Here is a 13927-nt window from a genome sequence, read left to right as displayed (position 1 = left end):
CGCCTATCCCCTTTCCTGTGTTGCTTGAGTCTCTTGGGCCGCTTGGGCTTCTGGGGCCTCTTGTGCCGTCTGTTCGGCTCTATCGGCCCCAGCATATGCCACCGCATACTGGGCGAACAGGTCGCCACGCTGGCTCATGCCGGTGTACATATCCAGCGACGCTGCCGCCGGGGCCAGCACCACGCTGTCGCCGGGTTGCGCCAACTCGTGGGCGGCGCAGGCGACGGCACGCATCGCTTCTTCTGGATCGGTGGCGTCAATAACAGTGACCGGCAGGTCGGGCAGCTGCCGCGACACTTCGGCGACGAGCTCCGCGCGATCCACGCCCAGGGCCACCACTGCCTTGAGGGCGCCGCCGATCGCCCGGATTAGCCCGTCGACCGCCGCGCCCTTCAGCTGCCCACCGGCAACCCAGATCACATTGCGCTGGCCCCGCAGCGCGGCCTCGGCGGCGTGCGGGTTGGTGGCCTTCGAGTTATCGATCCAGGTAACGCCTCCGTGCTCCAGCACAACCTGTCCGCGGTGCGCCTGCACCTTGAATCCGGCCAGCGCGGCTTCGATGGCCGCCGGAGCCACGCCCAGCGCACGCGCCATCGCCGCACTCGCCGCGGCATCGGCAAGCCCTGCAGGCCCGGGAGGGCTAATCCCCTGCGCCGGAGCGAGGTCCGTGGTTTGGCTCGGGTCGTCGATGACGACCTCGATCAGCCGCCCGTCGCGCACCCCGACTACTCGTTCCGTGTTTTGTGACGCCACCTCTTCAGGGTCGTGAATCGTGTACCCACGGCGCGCCGCGACCTGGCGGGCGCGTGCGGTGGCCACAACGTCTGAGTCGTCCAGGGCCAGGACAGACTCCTCAGCGGTCAAGACTTGTGCCTTGTCTGCGCAATAGTTGTCGTAGCTCCCGTGCCAATCCAGGTGGTCTTCGGCAAGGTTCAGAATGCAGCCGACAGTGGGCTCGAACATGGGCGCCCAGTGCAGCTGGAAGCTGGATACCTCGGCGACAAAAACGTCGGAGCGGGGTTCGCCGCGGTGCTGGCCAGCCAAGGCGGCGGAAGGGGCGATGCCAATGTTGCCCACGGCCAGGGCAGCGCGCCCATCGGCGATCAGCATGGAGGTCAGCATCGCCGTGGTGGTGGTCTTACCGTTTGTTCCCGTCACCGCCAGCCATGTGCGGGGCTCGCCGAAGGCCCCGGCCTGGTCCGCCAGCCAGGCTGCGGCAATATCCCCAATCACGGGGATTCCCAGCTCGGCGGCGCGGGCCAGCAGCGGGGATTCGGGCTTCCAGCCCGGGGAAGTCACGACGAGCCGCGGGGCCAGGTCTTCTAGGGAGTCGATGGCCTCGGAGACATTCAGCAGCCGCAGCTCCGTCTCCCCATCGTCGGCGATGTGGCCAAGTGCCTGCGCGTTATCGTCTGCAACCAGGACCAGCCGGGCGCCGAGGGCGCAAAGCATGGAGATCACGCCCCGCCCGGCCACTCCCGCGCCCGCGACCAGAACGGTCTGGGTGCGCATGGTTTCTAGGGCGTCTGCGGGGTGAAGTGCGGGTGTCGATTCCACGGCTGGGTTGTCCTTACATTGCTAGCGAATTGTGGGTTTGTGGGCCTGCCACTGGCCGGCCTAGAAGCTGGCGCCGTTGAGCCACTCCGCGTAGAAGATCGCGAAGCCGGACATCGCCGCCAGCGCGGCCAGCAGCCAGAAGCGGATAACGACGGTCGTCTCCGCCCACCCCTTGTTTTCAAAGTGGTGGTGGATCGGCGCCATGCGGAACACGCGCTTGCCGGTGGCCTTGAAGGAGACCACCTGGATCACCACGGATGCAGCCTCGATGACAAAGATGATGCCGACCAGGATCATCAGCAGCTCAGTCTGGGTTGTGACGGACAAGCCTGCCACCAGGCCACCAAGGGCCAGCGAGCCGGTATCACCCATGAAGATCTTCGCGGGAGCCGCATTCCACCATAGGAAGCCCAGGCAGGCACCCAGGCCAGCGGAGGCGAGCATCGACAGGTCCAACGGGTCACGCACCGCATAGCAGGCGGCCTGTGCACTGACGGCACAGGAGTTACGGAACTGCCAGAAGGTAATCAGCACGTAGGTGCCCATGACCATCGCGGTCACGCCGCTGGCCAGACCATCCAGGCCGTCGGTCAGGTTCACTGCGTTAGACCAGGCGGAGATGACCACGTAGATGAAGATCAGGAACAGAACCATGCCCACGATGGCCGGCCCGATGGCGATGTCGAACGTCGCAATATCGCGGACAAACGACAGGTGCGTGGAGCCCGGGGTGAGTCCGTGCGCGTTCGGGAACTGCAGGATCAGCAGGCCAAAGACAATCGCGGTTACCAGCTGCCCCACGAGCTTCGCCTTCGCGTTCAGGCCCAGGTTCCGGCCCTTGACCAGCTTGATGTAGTCATCGGCAAAACCCAGCCCGCCCAAGGCAAGCGTCAGCCCCAGCACCAGCCAGCCGCTGACGCCCGGCCCGGCGCCGGTGGTTATAAGACCCACCAGCACGGCCACCAGGTAGCCGAACACGATGCCCGCCAGCACGGCGATGCCGCCCATGGTCGGGGTGCCGCGCTTCTTGAAGTGCGACTTCGGGCCTTCCTCGCGGATCTCCTGGCCCAGTCCTTCGGCGGAAAACCAACGGATCAGCACCGGAGTCAGCAGTACGGACACAAGGAAAGCGACCGCACCTGCGATAAAGATTTGCAACATGGGATTTTTAAGCTCCTTGGTCCTCGCCGATCAGCAGTCCTTCTGCCACGGCCCATAGTCCGTCCGAATACGATGCCTTGATCAGCACCACATCCTGCGGGTTCAAACTCATGTCTAGATAGTTCACCGCGCCGTCGATGTTCTCAACAACGTGGGTTTCCACTCCACTCTCCCGGGCGGCGTTGGCCAGCGCACGCTGGTTCACCCCGTTGCCCACGATCACTGCGTGGTCGATGCGCCGCTGCGCCAACACGTGGCCGAGTTCGGCATGCTCGTCGCTCGCGTCCTCGCCCAGCTCGCCCATCTGCCCCAGCACGGCCCAGCTTTCCGCCTCGCGGCGCCCCTTGGCCGTGTAGGCCAGCGCATCGATTCCCGCGCGCATGGATTCGGGGTTGGCATTGTAGGAATCGTTGATGATGGTCACCCCGTCGGATTCGCGGGTGCGAACGTCCATGCGGTTCACGCTGGCGGCGACGTGAGAGCTCAGCAGGGATGCCACCGTGGCGGCGTCAATACCCAACTCGATGCCAACCGCCGCGGCGGCGAGCGCGTTCGAGACCTGGTGGGCGCCGAACACCGAAAGCTCCACGCGCACCGGCTGACCTGCCGGGTGGTGCAGCATAAAGCTGGCGCGGGCCACGGCATCGAGCTCGATGTCGGTGGCATAGTAATCCGCCGGAACACCCGCGGCTCCCGTCGCGCCCTCCGTGGAGAAGCGCACAACGCGCGCCGCGGTGCGCTTATCCATCGCCGCGACCTTGTCGTCGTCGGCGTTCAGTACGGCCAGGCCACCCTCGGCGGCGGCTGGCAGCGCCTCCACGAGCTCGCCCTTCGCCTGCGCGATGGCCTGGCGGGAACCGAACTCGCCCAGGTGGGCGCTGCCGACGTTCAGCACCACGCCCACGCGCGGTGGAGTGACGGTCGTCAGGTGCTGGATGTGGCCCACGCCACGGGCGGACATCTCACTGACGAGAAAGCGCGTGTCGCGGCTGGCACGCAGGGCGGTGTACGGCAGGCCGATCTCGTTGTTGAAGCTGCCGGGCGGGGCGACGGTCTCCCCCGCCTCGCGCAGCACCGCGCCGATCAGGTCCTTAGTGGAGGTCTTGCCCGCGGAACCAGTAACGCCGACGACGACCATGCCTTCCTCGGCGGCCAGTACGTCGGTGTTGTAGCGCGCGAGCTTGTCCACGGCAGCCAGCACTGCGGCGCCGTGGCCTTCCACGTCGAATTCGAAGGCGGTGGCGTTGGAGGTCTGCTCGTTGACCTCCACCGGAGCCGCCAGCAGCGCGGGCTGCTCCACCGGTCGGCCGACGATCAACAGCGCAGCGCCGTTCTGCAATGCAGCGTCGGCGAAGTCGTGCCCGTCGGCGCGAGCTCCGGGCAGGGCCATGAAGATCGCGCCCGGGGTGATCTTACGCGAATCGAACTCCGCAGGGCCGGTTACTACGGCCTGCGGGTCCACGTCGTTAATCAGCGCGCTGCCCGTTACCTCGGCGATTTTCTGGGTTGTTAGTTCAATCATCGCTTCTGCCTACCTTCACCATTATCTGCCTCACGCTCTTGCCGCACCCGGTTCTGCAGAGCTGCCGCCAGCTCCTCCACATCGTCGAAGGGGTGCATCGTGCCGGCCACCAGCTGCCCCTTTTCGTGCCCCTTACCGGCCACGACCACCGCGTCTCCGGGGCGTGCCCACGCCACAGCCGCGGCGATTGCCTCTGCACGGTCGGGCACGATCTCGCACACGGTCTCGCCGTTTGTTGGTTGTTCTTGTTCTTTCTTCTGGACGCCCTCTCGCGCCCCCGCGTAAATAGCCTCCCTAATCGCGGAAGGTTCCTCATCCCGGGGATTGTCATCCGTGACGAACACCGCATCGGCCAGCTCCGCGGCGATGCGGCCCATGATCGCGCGCTTGTCGTGATCGCGGTTTCCACCGGCCCCGAGGACGATGCCGATGCGGGCTTCCGGATCCGGCAGGTAGTCGTGCAGGCTACCCAGCACGGCCTGAACCGCGCCCGGCTTGTGCGCATAGTCAACCATCGCCAGGAAGTCCTGGCCCTCCTCGACCAGCTGCATGCGGCCGGGCACCTGCACGTCTTGCAGGGCCTGTACGGCGGCGCTGTCGCTGGTCAGCGCGTCTCCCGTGGCGGCCTCGATGCAGGCCAGCGCCACCAAGCTGTTGGCCTGGTTGAAGGAGCCCGCCATGCCGATGCTGTAATCCAGCTCGCCGGGTTCGGCGCCGCCTGCGATGTCCAGGCGAATGTGCTGGCGGCCGCTGGGGGCCACTTCGGCGGAGGCAATGGACCATACCGGGCCGCCTGCTTCGGCCGTGTGGTCACCGCCCTGGGGGTACAGCGCCGCGGTCGGCGAGTGCTTCGCGGCGATGGCGCGCATGCGCTCGCCCCACTCGTCCTCACAACAGACCACAGCGGTGCCCGGAACACCACCATCCTCCGCGCGTTCGAACAGCAGCGCCTTCGCCTGGAAGTAGTCCTCCATTGTCGGGTGGAAATCCAGGTGGTCCTGGCTCAGGTTCGTAAACGCCACCACGTCGAAGTGCACTCCGCGCACCCGGCCTAGCTGCAGGGCGTGGCTGGAAACCTCCATCACTAGGTGCGTGGCACCCTCGGCAACCATGCGCGCCAGCAGCGCCTGCAGCGTGGGTGCCTCCGGGGTGGTCAGCGAGGTCGGAATCGGCTGGCCGTTGATGCGGGTGCCGGTGGTGCCGATCAGCCCCACCTGCAGCCCCGAATCCAGCAGAGCCTTCTCCACCAGGTAGCTGGTGGTGGTCTTGCCAGACGTGCCGGTGATGCCAATGGTCTTCAGCTGGCGTGCCGGGTGGCCATAAACCTCCGCAGACACCGCGCCCATCCACTCGCGAACGTCGTCCACAACAATGCACGGTAGCGGCGTAGGGGCGTCATCAATAATGCGCTGGCCTGCGGCGTCGGTAAGAACGGCGGCCGCCTTGCTATCCGCGGCGAAGGTCGCGCCGTGGACCTTCGAACCAGGAACAGCACAGAAAAGGCCGCCCGGCTGCACATCATTAGAACCGATCGCGGCAGAGCTAACCTCCACACCTTCCCAGGGGCCGGTGAGGGTTCCTCCGCAGATTTCGGCGAGCTGCTTCAGCGATGTCATTGATTTGCCTCCAGCATCAGCTTTGGTCCTGCTTCCTTGGACAGCGGCACGTTGTAGTGGTCGAGCATCCACGCCATGATGTCGTGGAACAGAGGCGCCGCGCTGCCACCCGCGCCCCCGTCAGTACCGCGCTCGGGGTCATCCAGCATGATGCCAACCACGAAGCGGGGCTTGTCGGCGGGTGCGATACCCGCGAAGTTGATCCAGTACTTGGAGTTCGAATAGGCGCCCGTGTCCGGGTCGACTTGCTGGGCCGTGCCCGTCTTGCCGGAAACCTGGTAACCGTCGATGGCCGCCGGCGCACCAGAGCCCTGCTGAACTCCGGTTTCGTCCTTCTGCGTCACCGCACGGAACATGTCCACGGTCGTGCGGGCAGTCTCCGGGGAGACCACGCGGGTCTCCTTCGCCGGGTCGGAATCCAGCTCCGCGCCGTCGGACGTGGTGATCTTGTTGATCAGCCTGGGCTCCACGCGCACGCCGTCGTTGGCCAGCGCCTGGTAGATGCTGGTCATCTGCAGCAGGCTCATGGACATGCCCTGGCCGATCGGCAGGTTGGCGAAAGTGCCGCCGGACCACTGGTTCAGCTCCGGCATGTAGCCGGCAACCTCGTACGGCAACCCCACGCCCGCAGTCTGGCCTACACCGAACTTGCGGAAGTATTCGTACATCTTCTCCTCACCCACGCGCTCGGCGAGCATCAGGGTGCCGACGTTCGAGGACTTACCGAAGATGCCGGTGGTGGTGTACGGAACCTCGCCGTGGTCCCATGCATCCTTCACTGTCACGCCGGACATCTCGATGCTGCCGGGGACCTTAAGCACCTCATCCGGGGTAGTCTTGCCCTCCTGGATGGCTGCCGCGGCGGTCATGATCTTGGCCACGGAGCCCGGCTCGAAGGAATCCGCCGTGGCGCGATCGCCGAAGACCTTCTTGCGCTTCAGCTGCTTTTCGATGTCCCCGTTCGGGTCAATGGAATCGCTAGAGCCCATGGCGATGATCTCGCCGGTCTTCGAATCCAGCACGACGGCCGAGGCGGATTTTGCGCCCGACTTCTCGCGCGCCTGTTGCAGTGCCTGCTGTACATAGGTCTGCGCGTCCAGGTCGATGGTCAGCTCGTAGGAATCGCCGTTGACGGCCGGGTGCACATCGCGGGTGGAGCCCGGAATCTGGTAGCCATCGCCTCCAATGTCCACGGTGCGCGAACCGTTGATGCCCTGCAGGCGCGCATCCTGGGACAGCTCCAGGCCGAACTGCCCCTGGTTATCGGTACTGATCTTGCCGATCATGTTCTGCGCCACCGCGCCGTTGGGGTATTGACGCAGGTCCTGGCGTTCGACGGTGATCTCGGGGAACTCCTCGCCAACCTTCTCAGCAACGTCCGGGTCGACGTTGCGCACCAGCACCTCGTAACTTCTATCGCTGGTCAGTTTGTCGCGGATATCGTCTTCCTCGATATCGTCGCCTTCTTTATTGATCATCTCGGGCAGACGCTTGGCGATCTCTTCGATGCGCTGCTTGGGCTCGGGGTTCTCCTCGGGATTTTCTTCATAACTTTCCTGCATGAGCTTTTCGGCCTGCTTCGGGAGCACAGCGAGGCTGCGTGCGTCCATGGTGTAGGCCAGCACCTGGCCATTGCGATCCGTAATGCCTCCGCGCAGAGCCGGTTCGGTAATCACCGAGGTACGCTGCATCTGCGCTTGATTAGACAGCGTTGGGCCGGCGACCAGTTGTACCCAGGCGAGGCGCAGCAGCAGGGCGAAAACCGTCAGGAAAATGACTAGGAACACAAGGCGTACGCGCTTGTTAAAGCGCGCGAAGGAGGTATCCAGGATCAACCACGAGTTAGAGTCAACCGTCCGCGGGGAGCGGCGGTCGTTGGGTGTGGACACGTGGTTGCCCTCCTTTCTATTCACTCTTGGTTATTGTCCCCGTAAATACGAAAACAGGCCGGGGTTGGCCCCGGCGTGTCTGAAGTTTTCGGTTTGCTGTCCGCGGTGACCTAGCGCGGCGCCGGGGCCGGCGCCTCCGCCGCGGGCGCTGGAGCAGGAGCCGGTGCTGGAGCAGGTGCTGCCGGAGCCGGCGCGGGCGCTGGTGCAGGCGCCTGACCCGCCGGGCCGCCGGAGTACGGCAGACCACCGTTGCCCTGTGGGTTGTTGCGAGGACCGCTGACGTCTACATCTGGGGCGCGGTCACCTGCAAGGACCGGGTGGTCCGGGTGCAGCCCCTCGACACGTTCGGTCTTGTTCGGATCACTGGTTGCGCCACGACGCTTAGTTTCGCCGTTGACGTCGACGACTTCCTTGCCATCTTCAGCGTTGGCCGGGCGGGTTTCCTCGATCTTGCCGCCGCGATCCTCCAGAATGCCGGACTGCTTCGGGGTAACCATGCCCATCTCGCTGGCTTCCTTGGCGATGTTGGCGGAGGACTTCGCGTTGGCGACGTCCCGGTTCAGACTCTCGATCTCGTTTTCCAACGTGGTGCTTCGAGACTGCGCATCGGAGATCTGGAACGACTGCTTAGTCGTGACGGCGGACAGCGCCATGATGGAAACCACGCCGAGGATGAAAACAGTAACCGCCAGCACGATGCGGCGGGTGAGCTTCGGGTTCCCGCGCTCCAGGGCAATGATGCGCCGCCCGCGGACCGATACCTGCTGGCGCGAGCCCACCCGGCTACCGCCGAAGCGGCGAGTGCTGCGCCCCGGGGCGCTGGTGCGGTTGGTATCCCAGGCACTTCCGCGGCGGGTCGGCTCGGCGGTGCGCTGGGTAGAGCGCGCCGGGCGAGCTTTGGCGCGGGAGCGGTCGGCAACGCCGCGACCGGCTACGGTGGTGCGATCGCGGTCGGTGTGCTGGCCTCGGGTGCGGATGGTGCCTGGTGCTGTCATGTGATTCCTTCCGAATTATCGGAGGTCCGGGTTTGTTTCTATCAGTGGTTCTAAGGTGTTTTGTCTAGCTAACTGGGCGTGTCCAGCGGAAATGTTGCTTTTCCTCTGTCGCTGACCCTGCTGTAGGCTCTCACCCTCACGGGGGCGGCCCGGGAGTTCTGCTCGATCTCCGCCTCGCTAGCCTTCTCTGCCCCGCGGGTTTTGAGCTCGAACTCGGCTTCCATGCCGGGCAGCTCCATCGGCAACCCCGGCGGGGTCTTTGATGTGCTGAGCTGCACCAATGCCTTCTTGACGATCTTGTCTTCCAGCGACTGGTAGCTCATGAACACGCCGACGGCGCCGACATGTAGCCAGCGGGAGATCTCGGGGATCAGGTTCTCCAGCGACTCGAGTTCCGCGTTCACCTCGACGCGCAGCGCTTGGAAGGTGCGCTTCGCCGGGTGCCCGCCGGTGCGGCGCGACGCTGCCGGGATGGTTGCGTACAGCAGCTCCACCAGCCGCGCGGAGTTCTCGAAGGGTTGCTTCTCGCGCTCGCGGACGACCGCGGAGGCGATCTTGCCCGCGAAGCGCTCGTCGCCGTAGGTCTTCAGGATGCGCGCGATCTCGCCGTGGCTGTAGGTGTTGAGGATCTCGGCGGCGGTCAGCGGGCTGCTGGGATCCATGCGCATATCCAGCGGCGCGTCTACCGCGTAGGCGAATCCGCGTTCCGGCTGGTCCAGCTGCATGGAGGACACTCCGAGGTCGAACAGAAACCCGGAGATGCCGTGCTCCCGCACGCTGGCCGGGAGTTTGCCCTGCTCCATCAGGTCCTCCAGCGCTTCGGTTACTCCATCGAAGCGGGTCTGGTAGGAAACGAAGCGGTCCCCGAAGCGCACCAGGCGCTCATTGGCCTCCGCCAGTGCGTTGGGGTCGCGGTCTAGGCCGACGACGGTTGCGTGGGGAAAGGCGTCCAAAAAGGCCTCGCTGTGACCGCCTGCGCCGAGGGTCCCATCGACGATGACCGGGTGGGCGGGCGCGTTTTCGCTGTTCACGCCCAGCCCCACGAGCTCGACCATGCGGTCGCGCATGACTGGGGTGTGGCCGTGCTCTTCGCGCTGCTCGGCTCCACGTTCTTCGTTCATCGGTATTCCCTCCTTCCCTCACTGCGTTTCTTGGGGCGCTATGTAGTTCATGTGCCACATAGCTACTTATGTGACTCAAAAGCTAAAGGAGTGCGTACAGGGCCTCACCTGCGTGGGTGCGGGCTTGACATTGGGGAAGTACGTCAAGATTCCGCGTCGTCCACGCAGGTAAGGGCCTGCGCACACTCCGTTTTCACTATGAATTTGTCTTATCTGGTCAAGCGCTAAGGCCTTCGGGGCTACAGGAATGTCGCCAGCACTTCGTCGTCGCCGTCCGAGAAATCCTCTTCGTGCTCCGCGCTGTACTCGGCCCAGCTTTCGGCATCCCAGATCTCGATGAAGTCGACGTTGCCGATCACAACACATTCTTTCGTGAGACCCGCGTAGCTTCGGTGCATCGCCGAGACCGAGATGCGCCCCTGCGAATCGAGGGTTTGCTCGTCGGCGCTGGCCGCCAGGTTGCGCACGAAGGCGCGAGCTTTCGGGTTCGTGCGCGAGGCTTCAGCCGCCTTCTTCGCCCGTACCAGAAACTCTGCCTTGGGGTACACAGCCAGGCTGCGATCCTGCCCTTTCACGACCATCAGGCCGTCACCGAGCTCCTCCCGAAACTTTGCCGGCAGGGTCAGTCGACCCTTGTCGTCCAGCTTCGGCGTGAAGGTGCCGAAAAACATGCATCGGCCCCTTTCCGTTGGAAGATCTCTTGTTTCGTTTTGCCGTCTATGTCGTGGATGGCGGGCGATTTCTTGCCCTGACCAGTGGTTTCGCTATGAAGTTTGGAGTTGTTGGCACAGCTTTGCTCCAACGAGCCCCACTTTACCCCACTCTCTCCCACAAACTCCACAACACGAGGTGTTTTTGCGCACCTTTTCTCAATATTTTTCACATCAACAACGTTCAAGCTGGACTTTACCCCTTCGCCCCTCGCCCCTTCACACACAGCCCCTCACCCTTCTTTCTTTGTGACGCCACCATTCCCCCACCCCCTTATCTCAGCCAACTGAGCCATTTGCGCAGGTAGGAATATTCAAGCCACCCCTCCTCCGACGCTTGAATGCGCGCGCCCGCAACACCAGAGGGATTAAAAGGGCTTGAGGTGGGGCGAAGTGGGGAGGCTCCCCCTAGTTTCGACTAGATACGACAAAACCACCGTCCTCCATGCGTGGAGGACGGTGGTTCCTTAAGTTAGATCTAACTGGTGGGCTTGACTAGCGCTCGAAGCGGCGACGGAAGCTATCTTCCATCTTGTCGCCGATGCCACCGGAGTGACCCGAGCCAGCCTTCCTCGCCGCACCGGGCTTGCCACTCTTGGAAGACTTGGAGCGCTTGATAGCTGCGGTCTCCGGATCATCGTTGGACTGGAATGCCAGAAGGCCACCGCCGAACATGATCAGGAACCCGAGCACACTCATCGCTACGAACCACAGCGAAAGCTGGGACGCAGCAATGCCGCCGACCATCACCGCGAGACCGAGGACAATGAGCGCAATCGAGCGGATGTTGAAGCTGATCGTCTGTTCGCCGCTATTGGAAGCCTGCTTTGCCAAGCGTGGATCCTCGGCGATCAACGCCCGTTCGATCTCCGCGAGCATCCTCTGCTCTTGCTCCGATAGAGCCATCGCGACCTCCCAAATGTTTGCGGCTACTCTTCCTAACGCTTTAGGCGTAAAGAAAGTTTCCAGCCTGGGCGAACTCCGCCCACTTCTCACCCATCCACCCTACATCAACCTGCGGTTTTCAAACAACGCCCACTTTTCGCCCTAGGCAACCTCCGGCAGGTAATTTACTGCCCCGCGGGCGAAATCCACCAGATCGCAGGCATCGCGATAGATCGCGCCACGCGCATTCTCCGGCAGTCCTCGGTTAAGCCCCAACCCCGCCCTACTCGCTACCCGCGCGTGCACCTCAAAGGTCTCTGCCCAACCCTCCAAGTCGGGGCGCAAAACCCGCAGCTTCGCCCATGCACTCCCGGAAGGGCGACGCTTTCGCGTGGCCATCTCCCACTCAATCAACGCACCTGCCGCCCGCAGGGCAGCTCGGTAGGCATAGACGATCGCCTCGGGCTCACGTAGTTCCGATCGAGATAGCTCCAATTGGCGCTCCGCCTCGTCCAGGAACCCCCGCGCCCCGCGACTGCGACTGTAACGAGCCCGCGCCCCCAGCTGCTTGGGTTGGGCCAGCATGTTCTCGTTCATGGTCTTGTCCCCTCTTCCTTTTGGCCTATCGCCTTGTTGGCCTATCGCCTTGACTGTTAGACCTCACTCTAGGAAGCGCCTCGGACATCCCACCGAGAACACAACTCAAAATAGAACACCTGTTCTAACTGGCATCTTTCGCGCCAATCTTCCTCCAACGCCTCCCCCGGCAGTGGCACTATTGAAGCCATGCCCCAGGACACGCCCCGCACACCCTCCGCCGCCGATTCCCCCATGCGCGTGTCCGTGGTTCCCGCCACCAATCGCCACTTCATCACCCGGCTCGACGAGCTCATCGATATTCACCTGGCGGCCATGAACTATCCAAACGAGACGCACACCCAGCGCAAGTCGCTGTGGTTCTATAATGGATCCCAGCCGGACTTCACCTGCAGCATGGCCCTCCTCCACCGCGCGGAGGAACAGCCGGATCCGGGTAACGCCCGCCAGCGCTGCGTGGGCATCGGCTTTACCTTCCGCGGCTCCCCAAACACCTGGTGGTATCGCCAAGTCGCCCGCGGCCTTGTACTTAACGGACATTCCCGCACGGAGGCGACCCGAATACTGCATGCCTACGCCGAACTCTCCGAAATACATGTACTCCCACCGGCACAGGGTGAGGGCGTCGGCACCACAATCCTGAACGACCTGCTAGAGCGAACGCCACAGAACACGGTGATGCTCTCCACACCCGAGGTGGAAGGCGAGGCCAACGCAGCCTGGCAGCTTTATCGCAAGGCCGGGTTCACCGATGTGCTGCGGAACTTTAAGTTCCCGGCGGACCCCCGGCCGTTCGGGATCTTGCAGCGCACACGCAGCTAACGCACCATGTCGTGCCCCAGCCCCGGCCCCCACGCCGGAGCCATGCCCAGGTTGTGCAGGACCTCCTGGGTGGCGCGCACGTTATTCATCGTCATGAAGTGCAGGTCCGGAACTCCCTCGGCAATGAGGCGCTCGGCCATCTCAGTGGTCACCTCGATGCCGACCTCGCGGATGGCGTCGCGGTTTGCGACCTCGTCGCCGGCTGCAGCATCCAGCAGGCGCTTCTCCAGCTTCGGTGGCAGAGCAGCACCCGCCAGCTCCATCTGGCGGCGCACACTCCGCAGGGATGTGATCGGCATCAGCCCCGGAATGATCGGCTTCTGCCCATGCTCCGGATCCGCCTTCGCCAGACGATCGCGCAAGCGCAGATAGTGGTCCACATCGAAGAACATCTGCGTAATCGAGTACTGCGCCCCGGCGCGGAGCTTGGCCAGGGTGTACTCCGTGTCCTGTTCCAAAGAACCCGTGCGGTAGTGGCCTTCGGGGAAGCTGGCGATGCCAATGTCGAAGTCGGCGCATTCGGGCATCTCGCGGATCATGTCGATCAGTTCCACCGCATAGTTCAAACCACCGGGGGTGGGCACCCATTCGGCGTTCGGATCGCCCGGCGGGTCGCCGCGCAGCGCCAGCAAGTTCGTGAGCCCCAGCGAGGCATAGGTGCGCAGCATGTCTTGCAGCTCTTCCTTGGTGTGCTGCACCAGCGTCATGTGCACCAGGGTTGTCAGCGGCTTCGTGCCCAGGCGCTCGGCGACACGCAGGGTGCGCTCGCGGGTACTGCCGCCGGCGCCATAAGTTACCGAGGCGAAGCTCACACCGAGGTCGTGGAATGCCTCGGCCGCGTTCCACAGGCGCTCTTCGGCCGCGTCGTCGCGCGGCGGCATGAACTCCACGGAGAACGGAACGCGCCCGGGAGTGTAGAGCGAAAGGGACTGGGATACGGCAACCTGCCTGCGGATACTAGCCATACCTAAAGATCATATAGACAGAGCTGTCCATTTCAAGACTTTGGCCTACATTTGGCATTTTCCCTGCGCGCGATCACCCCCGCGGCC

At 63.9% G+C, this 13927-nt stretch carries 12 protein-coding genes; 1 reads left to right on the top strand and 11 read right to left on the bottom strand.

The genetic code is table 11. From position 1 onward, the window contains the following. Nucleotides 1–3: 3 nt before the first annotated feature. The 10 genes from murD to MHX52_RS03530 form a co-directional block, all read right to left on the bottom strand. Entirely contained in the window at nt 4–1557 is a 1554-nt protein-coding gene (gene murD / locus MHX52_RS03575; RefSeq protein ID WP_370642213.1) for a UDP-N-acetylmuramoyl-L-alanine--D-glutamate ligase, read from the bottom strand. 60 nt (nt 1558–1617) lie between these two features. Then, a complete protein-coding gene (gene mraY / locus MHX52_RS03570) occupies nt 1618–2718 on the bottom strand; it encodes a phospho-N-acetylmuramoyl-pentapeptide-transferase (RefSeq protein WP_035005461.1) in 1101 nt (366 codons plus the stop codon). A 7-nt stretch (nt 2719–2725) separates the two neighbouring features. Then, nucleotides 2726–4240, bottom strand: a complete 1515-nt coding sequence (gene murF / locus MHX52_RS03565; RefSeq protein ID WP_239316605.1) for a UDP-N-acetylmuramoyl-tripeptide--D-alanyl-D-alanine ligase — start codon at nt 4238–4240, stop codon at nt 2726–2728. Continuing rightward, nucleotides 4237–5856 carry a UDP-N-acetylmuramoyl-L-alanyl-D-glutamate--2,6-diaminopimelate ligase gene (locus tag MHX52_RS03560; protein WP_239316603.1) on the bottom strand — a complete coding sequence of 540 codons (1620 nt, stop codon included), beginning with the start codon at nt 5854–5856 and terminating at the stop codon, nt 4237–4239. The genes murF and MHX52_RS03560 overlap by 4 nt, the downstream gene beginning before the upstream one ends. Further along, nucleotides 5853–7745 carry a penicillin-binding protein 2 gene (locus MHX52_RS03555; RefSeq protein WP_070488980.1) on the bottom strand — a complete coding sequence of 631 codons (1893 nt, stop codon included), beginning with the start codon at nt 7743–7745 and terminating at the stop codon, nt 5853–5855. Before MHX52_RS03555 ends, MHX52_RS03560 begins: the two co-directional genes overlap by 4 nt. Nucleotides 7746–7855: 110 nt before the next feature. Continuing rightward, the gene (locus MHX52_RS03550; RefSeq protein ID WP_049049529.1) at nt 7856–8740 is read right to left on the bottom strand and encodes a hypothetical protein; all 885 of its coding nucleotides are present in this window, start codon (nt 8738–8740) and stop codon (nt 7856–7858) included. 68 nt (nt 8741–8808) lie between these two features. Continuing rightward, the gene (gene rsmH, locus MHX52_RS03545) at nt 8809–9861 is read right to left on the bottom strand and encodes a 16S rRNA (cytosine(1402)-N(4))-methyltransferase RsmH (RefSeq protein WP_034986510.1); all 1053 of its coding nucleotides are present in this window, start codon (nt 9859–9861) and stop codon (nt 8809–8811) included. A gap of 239 nt (nt 9862–10100) precedes the next feature. Next, nucleotides 10101–10532, bottom strand: coding sequence for a division/cell wall cluster transcriptional repressor MraZ (gene mraZ / locus MHX52_RS03540; protein ID WP_034986508.1), 432 nt, complete (start codon nt 10530–10532; stop codon nt 10101–10103). A 534-nt stretch (nt 10533–11066) separates the two neighbouring features. Beyond that, nucleotides 11067–11477, bottom strand: a complete 411-nt coding sequence (locus MHX52_RS03535) for a DUF3040 domain-containing protein (protein WP_239316601.1) — start codon at nt 11475–11477, stop codon at nt 11067–11069. Nucleotides 11478–11618: 141 nt separating this feature from the next. Beyond that, nucleotides 11619–12053: an SAV_6107 family HEPN domain-containing protein gene (locus MHX52_RS03530; protein WP_239316599.1), complete on the bottom strand. Its 435-nt coding sequence runs from the start codon at nt 12051–12053 to the stop codon at nt 11619–11621. Nucleotides 12054–12242: 189 nt separating this feature from the next. On the opposite strand from MHX52_RS03530, the gene MHX52_RS03525 reads away from it, so the two are divergent. After that, complete coding sequence (locus MHX52_RS03525; RefSeq protein WP_053088967.1) at nt 12243–12875, top strand: N-acetyltransferase; 633 nt, start codon at nt 12243–12245, stop codon at nt 12873–12875. Here MHX52_RS03525 and metF read toward each other — a convergent pair. Beyond that, nucleotides 12872–13840 (bottom strand): methylenetetrahydrofolate reductase [NAD(P)H], encoded by a 969-nt coding sequence (metF, locus tag MHX52_RS03520; RefSeq protein ID WP_034986504.1) that lies wholly within the window; start codon nt 13838–13840, stop codon nt 12872–12874. The genes MHX52_RS03525 and metF overlap by 4 nt on opposite strands. Between the last annotated feature and the right edge of the window lie 87 nt (nt 13841–13927).

This window comes from Corynebacterium sp. ACRQJ (genome assembly GCF_022346045.1).
Taxonomy (GTDB): domain Bacteria; phylum Actinomycetota; class Actinomycetes; order Mycobacteriales; family Mycobacteriaceae; genus Corynebacterium; species Corynebacterium evansiae.
Note: the sequence above shows the minus strand (reverse complement) of the source record. Positions and strands in the feature narration are given on the sequence as shown.